This window comes from Bartonella sp. CL162QHHD, assembly GCF_042195435.1.
Taxonomy (GTDB): Bacteria; Pseudomonadota; Alphaproteobacteria; order Rhizobiales; family Rhizobiaceae; genus Bartonella.
The window spans coordinates 78,982-100,250 of the sequence record NZ_JBHIOG010000064.1 but is presented as its reverse complement, the minus strand read 5'-3'; the positions used below and the strand labels follow the sequence as shown (position 1 = coordinate 100,250).

Sequence of the window (21,269 nt, the reverse complement as noted above, 5' to 3'; positions counted from 1 at the left end):
AGCTCTGTAAACAGAGTTTTTTATCTTATTCGCTTTTTGTTTATAGAGGAAAACAGATTTTGTATTTTAAATAGACATTATGGGAAAGAAAAATCATCAGCTCGATCTTTTTGATGCCCATTTGGTGGAAACCATGATTTTTTTATAAAACTTGACTTTCTTTTGCCTAAAAGGTGAGTGTTTTGTTGTGCCATATCATCGAGGCTCATTGGAAGCTGACGCATAATTTTACTCCGCTCTTGATTCTCTGATTCTTGTATAAGTTTTTGAATAGCTTGATCGGTTGAGTAAGGATTTCCATGAGAAAAGGCATAAAAATTTAAAATATTTTTCAATGGCTTTTCTAAATAAGAGGCAAGTTTTTTCTTTCCTTCAGGGGTGAAATGCATGCCATTATTGGTGCGTAATTTGGTTATTTTCCCATTAATATCATAGCCTGAAAAAGAAAAATTTCCTGTCTCATCACTAAAGCCGCTCCAGATATCGAGAAAATACCCTCCTGCTGTTTCTGTTTCTTGTTGATAGAGCGCATTAAAAATTTTTATTTTTTGTGTCAAAAGATCATTTCCAAAAGAAGGCTGACCTATCCATATCCATGGTTTTCCAGAGGCATGAAGACTTTCAGCAATTTCGATAATTCTTTGTTTGTAGATGCGCATCCATTCTGACTGATCTGTGTTAATCATGTTATGAGAGTCTGTGATGGGTTGATTATCATTTGCACCGATCATCATGATAATAACATCGGGATTATTTTGATCAATGAGTTTAGAAATATTGCCTTGCCAAGAATAATAATCCGTTCGAACTAAGCCGGAAGCTGGTATTGTGTTGTTCATGATAACGATATCGCTATTATTTATAAAAGACTTCTTAAGTGCATCGGCAACAGCAGAAGCTGCAAAATCCCCTATGACAAGAACGCGCTTTGCATTCTCATTTTTTAGCTTTTGTATGTTTTTTTGTGTTACGATCTTTTTTTGCGGCTTGTCTATTTTTTGTTCTATAATTTGCGGTGGCTGCTGTGTCTGTTTGTTTTGTTGTGACAACCATTTGAAGAAGTTCGTTGCTTTACTTGGGGATGGCTGTAAGATCCCCACAATAGAAAGTGAAAACAGCAATAATGTCAAGTATATCAGGCGAAAAGAAGACAAAAATTTAGTCTCCCTTATTGTTTGCGAAGGAGAAAAAGCACTTGAGATGATGGATATCCATTTGCTTTTAGACCGTGACGCAGTTGAAAAGCTTTAATTGCTTTGCGAGAAGCTGTTCCGATTTTTCCATCAACATTCCCTTTATAATAGCCCAGTGCACTTAAGCGAGATTGTAGTTCTTTACATTCCTGGAAAGTAAGAGGTTGAAAAGGTCTTTGCCAATCATTTACCAATCCAGGATGTCCAGCAATGCGATCAGCAAGAAGGCCAACAGCAAACGCATAACGATCTGCATTATTATAATGTTTCAGAACAAAGAAATTTTTTGTGACTAAAAATATAGGTCCTTTTGCTCCATCTGGATATTTTAATATTGCTTGTTCAGTTGATGTAGGAAGAGGGTGCCCATTTGCGTGTTTTACACCTAATTTTTTCCATTGTTCAAAGGAATACCAGCCTTCAGGAAGGTTTTTCCCCTGCGGCACTTTTACCTCTACTCCCCAAATAAGATTAGGTTGCCAGCCATTTTTGTGGAGAAGGTTAGCAGCAGTAGCCAGAGCATCTGGAACAGAGTTCCAGATATCACGCCGTCCATCTTGGTCCATATCAACTGCATAGGCGAGATAACTGCTTGGAATAAATTGTGTATGCCCCAATGCACCGGCCCAAGATCCAGTGAGTTGAGAGCGTTTAATTTCGCCACTTTGTAGAATTTTCATAGCAGCAATCAGCTGTGTATATGCATATTTTGCACGTTTTTTATCAGCATAGGCTAAAGTTGCAAGAGAGCGAATGGTATCACGCATTACACTTTTATTGGCTAAAACCTTCCCATAGTTGCTTTCCATTGACCAAATAGCAAGCAGAATATTGCGATCAACACCAAAACGTTTTTCAATTTGAAGAAGCCATTTGTTCCATTTTTGAGTTTGGCGCCGTCCTTCCTCAATTGCAATATCATGGACACGATTATCGAAATAGTTCCATGAAGGAGCAACAAATTCCGGTTGGTATGCGGCGCTTTTTAGAACTTCTGGATCAATGGCATTAACACCTTTAAACGCCATATGAAACGTAGAAGGGGTAATATTGTGAGCAATAGCTATTTTTTTAAATTCTTTAATCCAGTGTTTAAATCCGCTATCAGCATATGAAAGGGATATAAAAAACATAAAAAAAGCAGAAAAAATAACGGCAGAGACAGTGAAAAGAGTTCTCCAAGTTATTGACTTCTCTAAAAAGAGAGTCTTCAATTCTGTTTTTTGCATTTTGAAATCCCCATTAATATTCAATTCATTAGATGTGCAATAACTTTATTTTGTATTTAGTTTAATCGATAATATGATCAAGAAGAGGAAAAAACTGAATAAATAATACGTTTTAATCCTTTCAATAAATTCTCAGACTCTTTTTACATTTTTATTATCCATTATAATGATAATCAAAACAATAAGATATCTTTTTTACCATTTCGTAAAAACATATGATAAATAAAACAAAAAAGTTATATGAATTCATTGAGGAGGGTGAGTGTGCGTAAAATCCGGAAAGCAGTATTCCCAGTAGCAGGTCTTGGGACGCGTTTCCTTCCTGCGACAAAAACGATTCCTAAAGAAATGCTAACAGTTGTTGATAAACCTGTTATTCAATATGTTGTGGATGAGGCGAGGGAAGCTGGTATTGAGCATTTTATTTTTGTGACTGGACGTAACAAAGCAGTCATTGAGGATTATTTTGATGCGCAAGTTGAATTATACACGACACTTGCTGAATGTGGAAAGAAAGAAGATCTTGCACACTTATACCGTTTACAGCCATTACCAGGGTCAACTTCTTTCACTCGGCAACAGCAACCTTTGGGATTAGGGCATGCTCTTTGGTGTGCGCGTGAATTAGTTGCAGGGGAACCTTTTGCTTTATTATTACCCGATATGTTGATACAGGCGAAAAAGGGCTGTCTTTCTGAAATGATGAGCCTTTATGAAAAGGTGGGTGGGGGAAATATTATAGCAGTTCAGGAATGCGATCCTAGAGAAACACATAAATATGGTATTGTTGGGAAAGGCAAACAGATTGCAAATGGTTTTGAAATCACAAAAATGGTAGAGAAACCAGTACAAGGAACGGCACCATCAAATTTGTACATCAATGGACGTTATATTTTGCAGCCAGAAATTTTTAATATTCTTTCTACTCAAGAACGGGGAACAGGAAATGAAATTCAATTAACAGATGCTATGATACGGCTTTCAAATGAGCAAGATTTTTGGGGTTTGCAAGTAAAAGGGCGCACTTTTGATTGCGGTTCTAAAGCTGGTTTTATTGAAGCCAACGTTGCATTTTCTTTGGCACGCGCTGATATGCACAGCCACGTTTCTGCCTCATTGAAAAATTTACTGGAAACCATTAATGTTGAAAAATAATATAGATCTCTCACTTAATTTTATTGATCGAATTTGATTATGATAATACCGTCTCCTCATATGGCTTTGCAGGGTGCTGTTGTATCAGCGCTTAAAACACTTGCCAGTGAAAAGCAGGGGCTTGAAGCCCTTGAAAAAGCTCTTCTGGAAAGTCTTTCTTCTTCTTTTGAAGCGGCTGTTCAAACTATTAGAAATGCTCGTGGACATGTGGTCATTACTGGTCTTGGAAAAAGTGGTCATATAGGGACAAAAATTGCAGCAACCTTAGCCTCAACTGGAACACCTGCCTTTTTTGTTCACGCTGCAGAAGCCAATCATGGTGATCTTGGTATGATTGGATCTGATGATGTTATTCTTGCTTTATCATGGTCTGGTGAAACTCAAGAGTTAAGTGGTATTATGAGTTATGCGGCGCGTTTTCGTATTCCCCTTATTGCGATGACATCAAGTAAGCACTCTGTGTTAGGACGACAAGCTGATATTGTGCTATTATTACCAAAGATAGAAGAGGCTTGCCCCCATGGTTTAGCCCCTACAACTTCAACAATTATGCAATTGGCAATGGGAGATGCATTAGCGGTTTCTCTTTTAGAAATGCGTGGTTTTACCGCAACGGATTTCAAAATATATCATCCTGGTGGTTCTCTTGGTGCAAGCCTTAAATACGTGTGTGATATTATGCATGAGGGTGATAATATTCCTTTGGTAATGCAGGGAACATCTATGACTGAAGCGATGAATGTTTTGGTGGAAAAACATTTTGGTTGTGTTGGTGTTGTGAATCAAGAAGGTGAACTAATCGGAATTGTAACTGATGGCGACCTTGCACGTAACATTCATTTTAATTTATCAAAATTTAATGTTGACGAGGTGATGACCAAAGCTCCTAAAGTTGTAAAGCCAAATACACTTGTTGGTGCAGCAACAGCTTTTATTAATGATCATCAGATTGGTGCATTTTTCGTGGTTGAAGATAAAAAACCGATAGGAATTGTCCATTTTCATGATCTTTTGCGCATTGGCGCTGCTTAGATTAAGCTTCCTTATCAAATAAAATGTTATTTTAGGTTGAAATAGATTGCAGGATACAAAGTTACAATTTTATTGTAGGTGGCTTTACTGATATTTTGTGGAAGAAAATGATTATTTTACGCATTTCATAATGTTTAGAAAATTCTCAGGGTAAAGATTATACCAGCCTCTTTGCGTATTTTAGAGAGGATTTTCTATCAGGAGGAGAACGGATCGCCTCCTGCTTAATGTGTGTGCTCCCTCTGTTCTTAAGAGAGGTTTCCCTTGTACTTTGTTTAAGATTTCCGCTTAAGGAAAAACTGTGCTCCTGTATGTGAGGTGCAGAGAAGTTGTGTGGCGTCATATGACATTGTACAATTGACTCTAGAAATTGTTCCACGGAGAATAGAGCGTATTTCAATTTCTATATTTTGGGCATTGAGATAATTATATGCCCCTTCTGATAGTTTTTCTTCTGTATCTGCTGCACGCGTTTCAAAAACACCATTGTGGAAAGAAGAAATAATACCATTCTCATCAACCCATTTCCCATCAATTCCAGTTGGCATATTTGAATTATAATATTGCGAAAATTTACAGGCACTTAACAGCAAGGCGGTGATTGTAAGACATAAAATATGAAAGGTATGTTTCATTTATTGCACTCTATTTAGATTATTTTCTCTCGAGTTTCTATAACATTATTAAATTACCCCATGAGTCAATATGAAAAATTTAATGAAAATCAATGAAAAAGCAAAAAAATGGAAAAAAATGCCTTAATGTTGTATTTAATTGATAGCTTGATGAAGTTTGTAAGTGAAACACAAGAGGTGAAATATTTCTTATGGTTTACAACAATTTTGATATTAAGCTGCTGAGTAGTCTCAAAGGAGATTATTGACATTATGGTTGGTCCCATTCTTGTTGCGAGTGAAGATTATGGAAGACGTATAGAACTTTCTGCTATGCTGAGAGGTTTTGGTTATCGTGTCATTGAAGCAGAAAATGGTCTCCGTACGATTGATCTTTTACACAGGCGTAAAAACATTGTGCTTGCACTCCTTGATGTCGTTATGAGTGATTTGAGTGTGAGCGATTTGATTAAAATGATTAGAGTTGCTGGTGTTTCTGTTCCTATTGTCGTTATAGCACAACAAGAGAATCAGCATTTACTCCAGAAAGCTTTAACAGCTGGAGCTATTGATTATTGGATCCATCCAGTAACATTATTACGCGTAAGAGTTACTTTGGATATTCTTGCTCTTATTTCTGCCTTGGAGCATGAGGTTCGAGATATTCGGCGAAAAAAAGAGAATCATTTACGGTTTTCTGATCTTTGCGTAAAAAGTAGAGCTATGCAGATAGTGTTAGAACAATCGAGACAAGCAGCAACTTCTTTACAGAATCTTTTGATAGAGGGGGAAGCTGGAACAGGACGTGAGACATTAGCTCGGATTATTCATCATGAGGGATTATTTTCGGAGGGTGTTTTTGTTCGCTTTCAATGTTCAGCCATCGTTGATCCAGAAGAAGAAAATCAGCAGTGGTTTAAAGAATTCCTACCATTGGTTTCTTCTCTTGAAAAAGGGACACTTTGCCTTTGTGATATTGATCGACTTGAGCCCATACAGCAAAAACGGTTTGCTCATTACCTTAAAGAGAGGGAAAGGGATACAAAAGGAGGATTTTTCCCTTTTCGGATCATTGCTATTTCAACATCGCGTTTAAAGGACTTGGTTAATGAGAACTTTTTTTTGCATAGTTTGTTTGAACAATTTTCTCACTTGTCTATTAGCGTCCCTGCTTTACGAGAATTAAGGGATGATTTTCCAGAGATTACACAACGTTTGATTGATCGCATTATCACAGAAACAGGGCGATCACATGTCCATGGTTTAGCAGGCTCTGCTCTTTCCTTGCTTATGCAGTATGATTGGCCTGGCAATAGAAATGAGCTTGAAACCTTTTTATTTCGTGCGATTTTACTCAGTGAAGGACCGTTATTAACTGTTCGAGATTTTCCGCAATTAATGGGAAATTCATTAATGAATGTTCCCAATATCATTGAGGGTAATATACAAGAAGATAATGAACAAGAATCGATAAAATTTTTGAATACTGATGGGCATGTGCGTACTTTTGCAGAGATGGAACATGATATTATAGAGAAAGCGATTAAACATTATAAAGGACATATGAGTGAGATTGCACGCCGCCTTCATATTGGTCGCTCTACACTTTATAGAAAAATGGAAGAATTGAGAGCAATAAGAAATCAAGAACGAAAGTAAAATTCATAACAAATTTCTCTTCATGACAAGCATGAGTTTCAAAAAAATAGAGTGGATTTTGATAAAGTTCGTGGGGGAAGCTTAAGAAAACAATTATTTATTGTAAAATTTATCTATAGAGGATGATTTTGTAGATTTAAATCAAATATAAATTTTATGTGATTATTTTAATCGTTTGTTTCAATTTATACAATTTTAGTTAAGTTTACATTTATTAAAACAGAGAAGCATTTTTAAAAAATTTTAAATACTACCGCTAAAATTTTTGTATCATCAATATTAAATTTATACTCTCTTAAGCAAGAAGTGGCATTTTATCTGCTATACGATTAAGATAAAGTGATTAGTGTTATCGTTTGCATTACTGATGATGTGATAGTTTAAAATAGAAAGTTTATCCTCTTTGACTCTTTTACAGATTGTTATTGGTTTTGTCCTCTTTTTTTTATTGCATCTATGTTGGCAATCTACACCTATGGGCGTTTTGTGAAAAATGCTAGGGGGCAGTGTTCTTATGCGTTACCTATTCAGAAAGATGAAACTAAGCTTGATCGTATCGTCAGTCAATTAGCTGAGGAAGAAAATGGATTGGGGATTGATAAAGATGCCCTTTCCCTCATTATCAGCAATTTGGATGCGTTTTGTGTTCGTGCAATAGGAGCTGCAGAGGCTGGGCGTAGCCTTGATCTGATGTATTATATTTGGGACGATGATTTAACGGGGCGCCTATTATTAAGTGAAATAGTTGAGGCAGCAGATCGGGGTGTTCGGGTACGGCTTCTTTTGGATGATATTAATGCTCAGGCACGTGATCCAGCTTATATTGCGCTAGATAAACATCCTCATATTGAGGTGAGAATGTTTAATCCAGGGCGATCTCGTAAAGGTGGTTTACGCCGTGGTTTAGAAATTATATTACGGGCAATTACCGTAACACGTAGAATGCATAATAAAGCTTTTATTGTTGATGGCAGGGTCGCTTTTGTAGGAGGACGTAATCTTGCAGATTCTTATTTTGATGCTGGTAAAGAATCCCATTTTCGAGATTTAGATTTGATGTTAATCGGTCCCTCTGTTAAAAAGGTAGAAAGTATCTTTGATGATTTTTGGAATAGTGCTGTTGTTTTGCCAATTCATACTTTGGTTGTTCCTAAAAGCGCAAGTGATCTTAGCTATTGGAAAGATAAATTACGAAAGTTTCGTGATTCCAAGGTTGCAAAAGTTTATTTAGATTATGTCAAAGAGCACATTAACTTTAATTGTTTTATCCAAACAGGAAAGCGGTTATTTTTAGCAGACAAAGTTGTTGTTCTTTCTGACCCTCCAGAAAAAGCATTGCGTAAAAAAGCAAGCAATTGGCTTATGAAGGCACTTTCAAAGGTTATTGGAAATGCCCAAAAAACGGTTCAGATTACGTCACCTTATTTTGTTCCTGGTAAGGTTGGCACGCAGAATTTTAGTAATTTGGTTTCAAAGGGTGTTGATGTCAAAATTCTGACAAATTCTTTAGCAGCTACTGATGTAGCATTAGTGCATGGTGGTTATGTACCGTATCGTAAGGCATTGTTGAAAAGTGGTGTTAATCTTTATGAATTAAAAGCGGAAGGCAATACTCATGGGTTACGATTGTTTCGATCGAGTAAGGCAAGTTTACATGCCAAAGCTTTTTTAATTGATCGTAAAACAGCTTTTATTGGATCTTTAAATTTTGATCCAAGATCAGCATCATTAAATACAGAAATGGGCATTCTTTTTGAATGTGCTCCCATTACAGCAAGATTAGATTTGTTGTTTTCTGAAGAAACCACAGGGGAAATGAGCTATCATCTGCGTCTTGGTGATAATAATCGTATTTATTGGGATTTTATTGAAAATGAAAAAAAATATAGCATTGACTATGAGCCAGAAAGCAATTTTTGGCGTCGCGCATTTGCAAAAATAATAAGTTGGTTACCTATTGAATCACAATTGTAAATTTTTATAAACCACACTTAAAAAAATATTTTATTTTTCTTTTCATTTTGTTTGTAGCATGGCATAATTTTTTGCCAATCTACCATGTATGAGAACCGCAGTTGTATTTTAAAGCTCCTTGCGGTGTTTTATTATAAAAGGAATTTTGCTATGGCAAAGATTGTTGAAACGGGGACAGGTGCATTGGCACTGACTTTTGATGATGTACTTTTACAACCCGGTCATTCTCTTGTTATGCCTAGTCAAGTGGATCTCAGTACGCGCATTGCAGCGGATATTAAGCTCAATTTGCCATTGCTTTCTGCGGCAATGGATACGGTAACAGAATCGCGTTTGGCTATTGCGATGGCTCAAGCTGGTGGTCTTGGGGTTATTCATCGTAATATGTCTCCTGCAGAGCAGGCAGAAGAGGTCCGCCAAGTAAAAAAGTTTGAATCTGGTATGGTTGTTAATCCAGTCACCATTGGACCAGATGCAACACTTGAAGAAGCAAAATCTTTGATGCGCTCTCATGGTATTTCCGGTATTCCGGTTGTTGAAAATGGTGCTAAAGGTGAAACTGCTGGACGGCTTGTTGGCATTTTGACAAATAGGGATGTACGTTTTGCATCGGATCCCAAACAAAAAATTTATGAATTAATGACGCATGAAAATTTAATCACAGTGCGTGAAAATGTTCAACTCAATGAAGCAAAGTATCTTTTACACCATCATCGTATTGAAAAATTATTAGTTGTGGATGAACAGAATCGTTGTGTCGGACTGATAACAGTTAAGGATATTGAAAAAGCAAAATTAAATCCAAACGCTGCCAAAGATTCGCAAGGTCGCTTGCGTGTTGCAGCTGCAAGTAGTGTAGGGGACGATGGGTTTGAGCGGGCTGAACGATTAATTGATGCAGGTGTTGATATTCTAGTGATTGATACTGCACATGGACATTCTCAGCGTGTATTAGACACAGTTGAGCGTATTAAAAAAATGACGTTTTCTCCAGCCATTATTGCTGGTAATGTCGCAACTCCGCAAGCAACACAGGCTTTGATTGACAGTGGTGCGGATGCTATAAAAGTTGGTATTGGTCCTGGTTCTATTTGCACAACGCGAATTGTTGCAGGTGTTGGTGTTCCTCAGCTTGCAGCCATTATGAGTGCGGCAGAAATTGCTGATAAGGCCGGTATTCCCGTTATTGCTGATGGGGGGATAAAAGCTTCGGGTGATTTTGCTAAAGCCTTAGCAGGTGGGGCTTGTGCTGCTATGATTGGCTCTCTTTTAGCGGGTACAGAAGAAAGCCCTGGTGAAGTTTATCTATATCAAGGACGATCCTTTAAAGCTTATCGCGGCATGGGATCTGTTGGTGCTATGGCACGAGGATCGGCAGATCGCTATTTTCAAGATGATGTTCGTGATGAACTTAAGTTGGTTCCTGAGGGTGTAGAGGGGCAGGTGGCTTATAAAGGTCCTATAGCATCAGTTCTACATCAGCTTGCTGGTGGACTTCGTGCTTCGATGGGGTATGTTGGAGCAAAAGATCTTGTAGAGTTTCGTGAAAAAGCAACGTTTGTACGTATTACGAATGCGGGACTCCATGAAAGTCATACGCATGATGTTTCTATCACACGAGAGAGTCCAAATTATCGTGGGCCAGTTTAAAGATACAAGATCCTAATGTCATATTGCATAAATATAAAATCTTCCGAGAATAAGAAAGAGAGACTGCGCTTTTTTCTGTTTGTAATTTGGTGTAATAATCCCAAAAAGGAAAGAATTAGAGGTCAAAACTCTAATTCTTTCTGTTAAGACTATATGAAATAAGTTATATAAAATTAGAATTAACTTTTTGTTGTCTTCCGTCCAGTCTTTGACGCACGTTGGCGAGTGTTTGTCTGATCACTTTGGATGGATTTCTTTCCGTTGTTTGAGGGCATTGTATTATGACGGCTTTTAGACGAAGTTGTTTTTCCATTATTATAAGTCATTATTTTCTCCTTTTAAATTGTCTGGCAGTTGCCATTAGAGTAAAAACGGTCATGCCAAATAGTGGTTCCAAGCATTTTCTAAAAAGTTAATTTTTTGTTGAACGTAAGATGAAATTGTTTAATTTTATGAGAAGACTTTTTCTATTTTTTCAGCAGGATAGCCGTACAAAGATGGGAGATATTTGATTTTTTCGTAATGCATGGCGGAAATAAGTTCTTTATGGATGGCTACGTATCTTTTAGCATAAGAGGTAGAAGGATAAAAAGCGAATGGGCAGAAGATGAAAGGAAAAATCTAGATACTCTAAATTGGATTTTATAAAAAAGTATGATCAGATCATTTTAATATTGAATGTAAATTTTTTATGGCTTTGAGAAGGTTCCATTGGCAAGAAGACGATAATATTATTTTTTTAGATGATTTAAAATTTTATTATTTTAATGGGAGAAATGAATGCGATTAGGTGGGCGTTTGCAAGCAGCAATAGATGTTCTCAAAGAGATAGAAATGAAGCATCGCCCAGTAGGAGCAGCTTTAAAGGATTGGGGGCTTTCTCATCGCTTTGCTGGAGCAGGTGATCGCGCAGCTATTGGTACAATCGTTTATGATGTTTTAAGACGACGTTATTCTTTACAATGGCGTATGGAGAGTGATGATATCCGAGATATCGTTTTTGGTGCCTTATTAGATTATGGAAAAATGACGCTGGAGCAAATTGACGGTGAGTTGGCAGAAGATCGGTTTGCACCACAGTTATTAGGGGCTAAGCAGCGTAAATCGTGGCAAGGTCAGCAATTAGTGGATGCTCCAGACTATATTCGTGGTGATATTCCGCAATGGTGTCAAGCGCATCTGCGTCCTTTATTTGGTGATAATTGGATCACTGAAGCGGCTGCGTTAGCAACGCGTCCTTCTTTAGACCTACGGGTAAATAACCTAAAGGCAACACCAGAAAAGGTGCTGAAAGAATTAGCAAAAACCAAACTTAAATCTTTTCCATGGTTTGGGCAAGCTTTAAGAATTGCACCGATTGAAAAGTTTAATCGTCATCCCAATGTTCAAGTGGAACAAGCTTTTCAAAAAGGACACTTTGAAATACAGGATTTAGGATCTCAAATTGTTGCTCACCTTGTGGACGCGCAAGAGAGCATGCAGGTATTAGATTATTGTGCAGGTGCTGGGGGCAAAACATTAGCTTTAGCTTCCGATATGAACAATCGTGGGCAAATTTATGCTTATGATTCCGATAAAGCGCGCTTAGCTCCTATTTTTGATCGTCTTCGACGCGCTGGTGTTCGTAATGTACAAACACGAGCACAAAAAGAAGAATTGAAGCCATTAATAGGCCAGATGGATAGAGTTCTACTAGATGCACCATGTAGTGGGACAGGAATATGGCGTCGTCGTCCAGATGCGAAATGGCGTTTAACATTAGAACAGGTGAAACAACGCCAAACAGAACAGAGGGCTATTTTGAATGAAGCGATAGCTTATCTTAAGCCAAATGGGCGCCTAATCTATATTACCTGTTCTCTTTTTACAGATGAAAATGAGGAACAAATTTCCCATTTCCTTCAACAACATTCTCATTTTTCTCCAATAGATATGCCAGCGCTTTGGCAGAAACATTTTAGTTTTTCTCCTGTGCAACCAGTTTTTTCAAATTATGGACTTACTTTGTCGCCAGCCACAACACAAACAGATGGGTTCTTTTTATCTGTGTTGCAAAAAAAACATTGATCCATATTTTTGCACTTTTTATCATAAACTTTACGAGAATAATCTTTTTCTTAAGAAAACAGGCTTGTGAAAAGAGAAAGATTAAATCATAACTCTCATGAGTTTTCTTTTACAATTGTTGATTGGTTTTCTATGAGCATATCACATCCAGACACTGTTCTTATTATTGACTTTGGTTCACAAGTTACACAACTTATTGCACGACGGGTACGAGCAATGGGGGTATATTGTGAAATTGCTCCTTTTCAATTGGCTTTAGAAGCTGTGCGCCGCATAAATCCTAAAGCTATTATTTTATCAGGGAGTCCTTATTCCGTTATTGATGAGGGCTCTCCGCGTGCTCCAATGGAAATTTTTGAGGCGGGTATTCCGATTCTGGGTATTTGCTATGGTGAACAAGTCATGTGTGTTCAGCTTGGAGGAAAGGTTGAAGTTGGGCATGAGCGTGAATTTGGGCGTGCTTTTTTGGAAGTGCAAGAAGAGAGTGCCCTTTTTGATGGAGTGTGGAAAAAAGGTTCTCGTTATCAAGTATGGATGAGCCATGGTGACCGTGTGGCAGCTTTACCAGAAGGTTTTCGTGTCATAGGAACCTCAAAAGGAGCTCCCTATGCGGCTATTGCGGATGAAAAAAGACATTTTTATGCGGTACAGTTTCATCCTGAAGTTATCCATACACCGAATGGTACAAAACTTTTGCAAAATTTTGTTCATAAGATCTCTGCTATTACAGGCAATTGGTCAATGGCTTCTTATCGTGAGCAGGCAATTGCTACGATACGACAAAAAGTTGGGAAAAGTCGTGTGATTTGTGGTCTTTCAGGGGGAGTGGATTCATCTGTTGTAGCGGTACTCCTTCATGAAGCTATAGGAGATCAACTGACATGTATTTTGGTAGACCATGGGCTGATGCGCAAGAATGAAGCTGAAGAAGTTCTCACGCTCTTTCGTGATCACTATAATATAGAGCTTATTCACGTTAATGCTGCTGATGTGTTTCTTAATGCTTTAAAAGGTGAGACAGATCCAGAAAAAAAACGCAAAACAATTGGTCGCCTTTTTATTGAAGTTTTTGAAGAAGAAACGAAAAAAATAGGAGGTGCAGAGTTTTTAGCACAAGGAACACTTTATCCAGATGTTATTGAGAGTGTGTCTGCTATTGGTGAAACGGTAACCATTAAAAGCCATCATAATGTGGGTGGGCTACCAGAACAGATGAAGATGAAACTTGTAGAACCGTTACGTGAGCTCTTTAAGGATGAGGTTCGCTCGCTAGGACGAGAGTTAGGGCTACCGGAGCAGTTTATTGGTCGCCATCCTTTTCCAGGTCCCGGCCTTGCAATTCGGTGTCCAGGTGCTGTAACACGTGAAAAATTAGAAATTTTACGCGAAGCAGATGCTATTTATCTTGAGGAAATCCGTAAGGCCGGTCTTTATGATGAAATTTGGCAAGCTTTTGCTGTTCTTCTTCCAGTTCAAACTGTTGGTGTTATGGGGGATGATCGCACTTATGAATTTGTTTGTGCTCTTCGCGCTGTCACATCTGTAGATGGAATGACCGCTGATTTTTATCCCTATGATATGGCATTTTTAAGTAAGACAGCAGCACGTATTATTAACGAAGTTAGAGGGATTAATCGTGTTGTATATGATGTAACCTCAAAGCCTCCTGGTACTATTGAATGGGAATAATTGAAATGAAGAATAAGCTTTTATCTGACAATCTGTACGTCAATATCGTTTAAAATTGAGAAGTGTGGGATTTTGCATGTCTGAGAAAAAAATTGTTGCACACCGTGGAGGAGCTCATCTTTATCCTGAAAATACCCTTTCAGCATTTAATAATGCTATAGCGTTAGGTGTTGATGAAGTTGAATGCGACGTTCATTTGCTGAAAAGCGGTGAAGTGGTTGTCTTTCACGACTTCCGTTTAGACCAATTGGTTGGGAAAAAGGGGTATATTCACGACATTGATAATGAAACACGCAAACAACTCTGCGTGAAAGGAAGCCAAGAAGCACCTCCCTTATTAGAAGAAGTGCTTGATCTTTTAGCACCAACGAATGTTGCGTTGCATCTTGAAATCAAAACATGTGGTGAAGTGGAGCGTGAAACAATATTATCCCAAAAAGCGCTTGCACTAATAAAAAGCCGAAATTTATTAGAACGGGTTTCTGCAATTAGTTTTGATCCTTTTATCCTTCGTCCTTTTATTGAAGCAGGAATACCATCTGGTCCATGTGTTGATAATTTTGAAGGTGATATGTACCGTCATTTTTCTGAATGGAAGCAATTAGGTTATTCTGATCTAAGTTTAGATGGCTCTATTGTTTCACAGGACTTTATTGAATCAGCTCTTGAGGCTGGTTTTACTGTAGGGGTATGGACAATTAATGGAAAAGTTCGGTTATCATATTGGCTTGATATGCCTGTACATTATATTACGACAGATCAACCTGATCTCGCATTGCAATTGTGTGCACAAAGGTAAAAAATACATCAACACAAAAGGAACTATATATCCTCGTAAAGCTAGCGTAATGGAAGAAGAAAAATTATCTAATATATAACAATAATACATTGATTTATAATGATAATTAATAGTTTATTCATGTGAATAAGAGTCTTTAATACGTGAGTTTCTCTTATTTCAAGTTTTTTTACAATGAATCAATCAAAATCATTCCTTTACACATTACAAGCAGGGTTGGTGTGTGGATAAAAAATGATTGAGAAAAGAATAAAAATATTCATTTAACGTATTTTAAATGCAAGATTTGTTGAAGCATTAGGGTCTCACATGATGATGTCGTTTTGCACTTTTATGAAGTGTAAAAGTGATGGTATACAAAAAGTCTTATATACTTTAGTGGAGAGGCTTTATGGCTTATATTATAGGAGCTATCACGAAATGTAGATGTATTGAAAGATTTTTTAACAGCATGGAAATTGGTCATACATTGTCATTTTGTTTTGCGTGAGGGGCGTGATCTTGTTACAGGGAAAGAGACTATTAAGCGCTCAAAATGATTTTTAATTTTAAGAAAAGTTTTATTTGTCTCTTCGTTAATACATAAGAATGCTTATAAAAGAAAATGAATAAATTTAAACAAATTCATTTGACCTTTTGGTGGTTCCTGTTTAAATGAGAGAATATGTTTCTGAAATAAAACTGTCATAGCATGTTCATGTGTAATACTATAAATTTAGGGGTAGTTTGTATTCCATCACTTCAGAAAGGGTGAACCATGAGTCGTTTTTATCTTTCCATAGCGGCCACGGTTGCTATCATAATGTCCACAGCGGGAATAACAGCAAGTTTTGCGCAGACAAAAATCAGCTTTTGGCATTCTATGAGTGGTGAATTAGGAAAGCAAACTGAAAGTCTCATTAACGATTTTAATGCAAGTCAATCTGAGTATAAAGTTGTTTCTTCATATCGCGGTGAATATGAAGAGGGGTTGATTTCACTTATTGCAGCATTTCGTGGAAAGAAACAGCCAGTACTTGCCCAAATTTATGACGTTGGTACTGGAACTATGATGGCTGCAAAAGGCGCAATCTACCCATTTTATCAACTTATGGCTGATACAAAACAAGAATTTGATCCTACAGATTATTTCCCTGCTATTAGTGGTTATTACTCCGATGAACAGGGGCGTATGGTTTCTATGCCATTCAATATTTCAACACCCATCCTTTATTATAACAAAGATATCTTTAAAAAAGCAGGGCTTGATCCAGAACAGCCTCCTAAAACGTGGCAAGATATAGAAAACTTTTCCAAAAAAATTCTTGAGACTAAAGCAGCAACTTGTGGTTTTACAATGGCTTATGCCGCTCAATGGATTGGTATAGAAAATTTTTCAGCGTTGCATAATGTTCCGTTTGGAACAAAGGAAAATGGCTTTAAAGGACTTGATTCAGAACTTACATTTAATGGACCTTTACAAGTGCGTATGTGGACTGACCTGAAAAAGTGGTCTGATCAAGGTATTTTCCGCTATGGTGGTCCAGCAGGTGCATTAGATTCAACACCAATGTTTATGGCACAAAATTGTGCAATTTTTATGCAATCTTCAGGATCACATGCTGGAATTGTTTCTGAAGCTCAGTTTAATGTGGGGGTTGGTATGCTACCGTACTATAAGGATACAGAAGGAGCACCACAAAATTCAGTTATTGGGGGAGCTTCTATTTGGGCGTTTAAGGGCCATACCCCAAAGGAATATGCAGGGGCAGCCGCTTTTCTTAAATTTCTTTCGAAAACAGAAAATCAAGCAAAATGGCATCAGGAGACAGGTTATCTTCCAACCACAAAAGCAACTTATGAATTGAGTAAAAAACAACATTTCTATGAAAAAACGCCAGGTGCGGATATAGCTATCAAACAGATTAATCTTAATCCACCAACAGTTAACTCAAAAGGGATAAGATTTGGTAATTTACCACAAATCCGTGCCATTCTTGATCAAGAGTTGGAAGCTGTTCTTAGTGGTTCAAAAACGCCGAAAGATGGTTTAGATGAGACCGTTGAACGTGGAAATAAACTCTTGCGTGAATTTGAAAGATCTAATCATTAATTTCGTTTTATTGTTAAACATTAAAGACTCAACAAAAACAGTTGAGTCCTTTTTGTTTACCTTTTTAAAGTCTCTACATTTAAAGAGCCCTACGAATGCAAGAAAAACATGCATATTTTAAAAATAATCTACTTTCTTATGGACTGCTTTTTCCTCAGCTTTTTGTGACTTTTTTGTTTTTCTTTTGGCCTGCTGCTCAAGCAATAAAATCATCTTTTGAGCGTGAAGACCCTTTTGGCTTTACAACAACCTTTATTGGTTTTGAGAATTATCTAACCGTTCTTTCTGATCCTACTTATCGGCAATCGCTTCTTACAACCGCAGTATTTTCCATCTCAGTTACTGTCGCTTCAATGACAATATCACTTCTCTTAGCTGTCTGTGTTGATCGTGTCATCCGTGCAAAAAAGGCTTATACAATGCTTTTGCTTTGGCCCTATGCTGTTGCTCCAGTATTGGCAGGTATATTATGGCTGTTTATCTTTCATCCCACCATCGGAATTATGCCTTTTCTTCTCGAGAAAATAGGAGTGCTATGGAATTATCGTATTAATGGCACTCAAGCAATGATTCTTATTGTCATTGCGGCTAGTTGGAAACAAATTTCTTACAATTTTCTCTTTTTTCTTACAGGTCTTCAGTCTGTTCCGCGTTCTCAAATAGAAGCAGCCGCCATTGATGGTGCTGGTCCCTTTAAACGATTTTGGACAGTGGTCTTCCCGCAAATTTCACCAACGACGTTTTTCCTTCTTATTGTCAATGTCAATTATGTTATGTTTGATACTTTTGGTATTATTGATAATACAACTTCTGGAGGTCCTGCGCGTGCAACGAGCATACTCGTCTATAAAGTATATGACGATGGCTTTAGAAATCAAATAATCGGTGCATCAGCAGCACAATCAACAATATTGATGTTGATGGTTATTGTCTTAACGTTTATCCAGTTTCGCTGGATTGAGCGCCGTGTACAATATTAGGAAACAAATTATGGTTGAAAATCGCCCTGTTTTGAAATTTCTAACCCATATTACTCTCATTGTTGGTATTATCATTATTTGCTTTCCAGTTTATGTTGCTATCATTGCATCAACTCATAGTTCAGCAGCATTTAACTCAGGAACACTTCCTCTTTTGCCTGGGAAATACGCTCTGGAAAATTATAAAACAATCTTTGGTGATGGCCTTGCACGGCTAGGTTTGCCCAACCTCTGGCCACTCTTAATGAATTCATTCATTATGGCTCTTGGGATTAGTATTGGAAAAATTATTATTTCACTTTTGTCTGCTTATGCAATTATTTACATGCGCTTTCCCTTCCGAAAAACTGCTTTTGTTCTTATTTTTGTTACATTGATGCTCCCTGTCGAAGTTCGTATTCTTCCAACCTATGAGATTGTTGCAAAATTGGGGATGGTTAACACCTATAGTGGAATGATTATTCCACTTATTGCATCTGCAACCGCTACATTTTTATTTCGCCAGTTTTTTTTGACTGTTCCAGATGAACTCTTAGAGGCGGCACGTGTTGATGGTGCAGGTCCAGTTAAATTTTTTAAGGATATCCTTCTTCCTCTTAGTAAAAGCAATATCGCTGCTTTATTTATCATTATGTTCATTTATGGATGGATACAATATCTCTGGCCTCTTATCATCACAACGGATCAAAATCATCAAACGATCCTTATTATTTTAAAACAGCTTATTGTCGAATCACTTCAACATGATCCTCAATGGAATATACTCATGGCAGTATCGGTTGTTGCCATGGTTCCCCCTGTTCTTGTTGTTATCTTCATGCAGCGGCTTTTTATCAAAGGCCTTATTGAAACGGAGAAGTAATTGTGGCCATAATCCAGTTATCAAATATAAAAAAACAGTATGACAACGGCATTCTGGTCATTGATGATTTAAACTTAACTGTTGCCGATAAAGAACTTCTTGTTCTTGTCGGTCCTTCAGGGTGCGGAAAATCGACCTTATTACGTATTATAGCAGGACTTGAACAAGTTACCTCAGGTGAATTATGCATTGATAACGAATGTATCAATGATCGTGAACCAGCTGATCGTGATATCGCTATGGTTTTTCAAAATTATGCCCTTTATCCCCATATGACAGTTCGTGGAAATTTAGAATATGGTCTTAAAAATCGTAAAACCCCTAAAGAAGAAATTAAAAAACGTATCGCACATGCTGCAAAGCTTTTGGAGATAGAACCATTTCTTGATCGTAAACCACGACAATTATCAGGAGGACAACGTCAGCGTGTTGCAATGGGGCGTGTGATTGTACGTCAACCCCGTGTTTTTCTCTTTGATGAACCTCTTTCAAATCTTGATGCAAAATTACGGGCGCAAATGTGTATTGAAATAAAAACACTACAGCGTTCATTAGGAACAACGAGCCTCTATGTTACCCATGATCAACTAGAAGCTATGACATTAGCTGATAGAATAGTCGTTTTGAATAAAGGAGCTATCGAGCAAATTGGAACACCAATGGAAATTTACGATACTCCAGCAACAACATTTGTTGCTGATTTTATTGGTTCTCCTCCTATGAATTTTCTTGATCGCCATGTCTTAGAACAACATTTAGGGCATTCATTTACTTATGGCGAAGAAACTGATCTTTTAGCATTCAGACCTGAAATAATCTTATTGGGCGAACATCCAGATAAAGGACCAGTCTTTCACACAAAAATTGAGCTTATCAAGCCTATTGGAACGGGTTGCCATGTTTTAACGCGTTGGAATGATATCATCTTTACGATTGAAATAAAAGAACGCTTGACATACGAATATGGTCAAAAACTAAGTTTCACAGTTGCTCATCAGAATTTTCATACTTTTAATAAAAACACAGGAAAGCGCACAAATAATAAGTAAGCATTAATTGATGTGACACGACTCTCTTTTATGCTGCGTCATGATAATGTTGCTTTTTGACTTTCTCGATTACATTTACAAAATCAGGTTGTAACCGGCGGGATTAAAAACAAAATTTTAATAGTTTTGGTAATGATCCATTGTCCCATGGCGCTGAGAATGTCAAAACATTTATATGAAAAAATTTTGCGGTTTCACGGTCTGTAAGAAGAATATTATTTTCAAACATCATTTTCATTATAAAAAACAACATATTATCATATGTTTCTTGATGTAATAATTTATGTATCTTATAAAAAGTAAATGAGAGAAATAGAGAGAAAAAATGCGTCACAGATAAGGGAGGATGCACCCCATATCTTAGCTTTGATCCCTAACATAAGAAGTCTATTTGATCCACAAAATACGACGCTGTTCTAAATAGTCTGTACGAGAATAGGCGCATTCTATTTTACCGCTGACCATATGATCTAAAATGGTTTCAGAGCTCCTATAAGAAGCATTTGTTTTTTCTACCAATCACATAAATTAGAGAGAAACCTATGCGCGCATGCTACAAGTTTATTTTTTCTCATGTAAATCACTATGCAATTCTCAGCGAGGGTATCTGATAAGTTGCAAAAAATCACTGAGATATAGAAGGCGTGCTTGTTTTAGAATTTTCATGACTGTTAACGATAAAAGCAGATGAAACACATCTGTAACATCTCATCGATCTTTCTATAGTCTTGAGTTAAAAATTGCCTATAGATCATCCTAAAACAGATCTTTATGAATATAACATAAGGGATTGGTGCGAACACCTATAAGAATCAGCAGAGACAAAGACAGTTATATTATTGTTTTGCAAAGCATTTTATAAAATCTGGTATATTTTTTCAATATATTGCCAGTCTATTAATGGTTTTATGATATTACTTTCTTATAAAGCGCGTGCTTTTTTGTTGCTTATAAATCAACCTAAACTTTATACAGCAGTATGTTTGAGACAAATATGAAGACGGTTCGGTGCTGTATTCAGTTTTTGTATGTCAGAGTGGAATAAGCTTGTCTTCTTATGTAATTTCTAAAATGAGGAGACAGCTTAATTTAGGGAGAATATGAAAGCATCAAGATAAAAAATAGTTTCTATCCTTAGCCTCATCTTTTAATTTAGTATTGCGATTTTCAAAAAAAAATCTGAGCCAATGTCTCTTACATAATGGAGATTACGCATTGCTGAACA

The 21,269-nt window shown here is 37.1% G+C and carries 15 protein-coding genes and 2 pseudogenes; 12 read left to right on the top strand and 5 right to left on the bottom strand.

Going from position 1 to position 21,269, the window contains the following annotated elements; all coding sequences use genetic code 11:
* Nucleotides 1-77: 77 nt before the first annotated feature.
* Together ACFILD_RS07360 and ACFILD_RS07355 are read right to left on the bottom strand one after the other, a co-directional pair.
* A complete protein-coding gene (locus ACFILD_RS07360) occupies nt 78-1,154 on the bottom strand; it encodes an SGNH family hydrolase (RefSeq protein WP_375659964.1) in 1,077 nt (358 codons plus the stop codon).
* A gap of 14 nt (nt 1,155-1,168) precedes the next feature.
* On the bottom strand, nt 1,169-2,422 hold the full coding sequence (locus ACFILD_RS07355) for a lytic murein transglycosylase (protein ID WP_375659965.1): 1,254 nt from the start codon (nt 2,420-2,422) through the stop codon (nt 1,169-1,171).
* A 264-nt stretch (nt 2,423-2,686) separates the two neighbouring features.
* Between ACFILD_RS07355 and ACFILD_RS07350 the strand changes: the two genes are divergently transcribed.
* Both ACFILD_RS07350 and ACFILD_RS07345 read left to right on the top strand, forming a co-directional pair.
* The gene (locus ACFILD_RS07350; RefSeq protein ID WP_375631096.1) at nt 2,687-3,577 is read left to right on the top strand and encodes a UTP--glucose-1-phosphate uridylyltransferase; all 891 of its coding nucleotides are present in this window, start codon (nt 2,687-2,689) and stop codon (nt 3,575-3,577) included.
* 39 nt (nt 3,578-3,616) lie between these two features.
* A complete protein-coding gene (locus ACFILD_RS07345; protein ID WP_273790622.1) occupies nt 3,617-4,609 on the top strand; it encodes an SIS domain-containing protein in 993 nt (330 codons plus the stop codon).
* A gap of 275 nt (nt 4,610-4,884) precedes the next feature.
* Here the strand turns inward: ACFILD_RS07345 and ACFILD_RS07340 are convergent, their stop codons facing one another.
* Nucleotides 4,885-5,244, bottom strand: a complete 360-nt coding sequence (locus tag ACFILD_RS07340; RefSeq protein WP_375631095.1) for a hypothetical protein — start codon at nt 5,242-5,244, stop codon at nt 4,885-4,887.
* Nucleotides 5,245-5,496: 252 nt separating this feature from the next.
* On the opposite strand from ACFILD_RS07340, the gene ACFILD_RS07335 reads away from it, so the two are divergent.
* The 3 genes and pseudogenes from ACFILD_RS07335 (at nt 5,497) to guaB (ending at nt 10,506) form a co-directional block, all read left to right on the top strand.
* Nucleotides 5,497-6,882 (top strand): sigma-54-dependent transcriptional regulator, encoded by a 1,386-nt coding sequence (locus tag ACFILD_RS07335; RefSeq protein ID WP_375631094.1) that lies wholly within the window; start codon nt 5,497-5,499, stop codon nt 6,880-6,882.
* A gap of 403 nt (nt 6,883-7,285) precedes the next feature.
* A pseudogene (locus ACFILD_RS07330) lies at nt 7,286-8,856 on the top strand (phospholipase D family protein).
* A gap of 150 nt (nt 8,857-9,006) precedes the next feature.
* The gene (gene guaB, locus ACFILD_RS07325) at nt 9,007-10,506 is read left to right on the top strand and encodes an IMP dehydrogenase (protein WP_375643381.1); all 1,500 of its coding nucleotides are present in this window, start codon (nt 9,007-9,009) and stop codon (nt 10,504-10,506) included.
* Nucleotides 10,507-10,685: 179 nt separating this feature from the next.
* On the opposite strand, the gene ACFILD_RS07320 is transcribed toward guaB, so the two are convergent.
* Nucleotides 10,686-10,832, bottom strand: coding sequence for a hypothetical protein (locus tag ACFILD_RS07320; RefSeq protein ID WP_375631092.1), 147 nt, complete (start codon nt 10,830-10,832; stop codon nt 10,686-10,688).
* Between the two features lie 454 nt (nt 10,833-11,286).
* On the opposite strand from ACFILD_RS07320, the gene ACFILD_RS07315 reads away from it, so the two are divergent.
* The 7 genes from ACFILD_RS07315 (at nt 11,287) to ACFILD_RS07285 (ending at nt 20,044) form a co-directional block, all read left to right on the top strand.
* The gene (locus ACFILD_RS07315; protein WP_273790617.1) at nt 11,287-12,573 is read left to right on the top strand and encodes an RsmB/NOP family class I SAM-dependent RNA methyltransferase; all 1,287 of its coding nucleotides are present in this window, start codon (nt 11,287-11,289) and stop codon (nt 12,571-12,573) included.
* 132 nt (nt 12,574-12,705) lie between these two features.
* Nucleotides 12,706-14,262 carry a glutamine-hydrolyzing GMP synthase gene (gene guaA, locus ACFILD_RS07310; protein WP_375664941.1) on the top strand — a complete coding sequence of 519 codons (1,557 nt, stop codon included), beginning with the start codon at nt 12,706-12,708 and terminating at the stop codon, nt 14,260-14,262.
* A gap of 76 nt (nt 14,263-14,338) precedes the next feature.
* Nucleotides 14,339-15,061 carry a glycerophosphodiester phosphodiesterase gene (locus tag ACFILD_RS07305; protein WP_375664939.1) on the top strand — a complete coding sequence of 241 codons (723 nt, stop codon included), beginning with the start codon at nt 14,339-14,341 and terminating at the stop codon, nt 15,059-15,061.
* 757 nt (nt 15,062-15,818) lie between these two features.
* Nucleotides 15,819-17,153: a sn-glycerol-3-phosphate ABC transporter substrate-binding protein UgpB gene (gene ugpB, locus ACFILD_RS07300; RefSeq protein WP_375663560.1), complete on the top strand. Its 1,335-nt coding sequence runs from the start codon at nt 15,819-15,821 to the stop codon at nt 17,151-17,153.
* 95 nt (nt 17,154-17,248) lie between these two features.
* Nucleotides 17,249-18,133 (top strand): sn-glycerol-3-phosphate ABC transporter permease UgpA, encoded by an 885-nt coding sequence (gene ugpA / locus ACFILD_RS07295; protein ID WP_375643385.1) that lies wholly within the window; start codon nt 17,249-17,251, stop codon nt 18,131-18,133.
* Between the two features lie 10 nt (nt 18,134-18,143).
* A complete protein-coding gene (ugpE, locus tag ACFILD_RS07290) occupies nt 18,144-18,995 on the top strand; it encodes a sn-glycerol-3-phosphate ABC transporter permease UgpE (protein WP_375637593.1) in 852 nt (283 codons plus the stop codon).
* Between the two features lie 2 nt (nt 18,996-18,997).
* Entirely contained in the window at nt 18,998-20,044 is a 1,047-nt protein-coding gene (locus tag ACFILD_RS07285; protein WP_375631088.1) for a sn-glycerol-3-phosphate import ATP-binding protein UgpC, read from the top strand.
* A gap of 28 nt (nt 20,045-20,072) precedes the next feature.
* On the opposite strand, the pseudogene ACFILD_RS07280 reads toward ACFILD_RS07285, so the two are convergent.
* Nucleotides 20,073-20,273, bottom strand: a pseudogene (locus ACFILD_RS07280) (DNA-binding protein).
* Nucleotides 20,274-21,269: the final 996 nt, after the last annotated feature.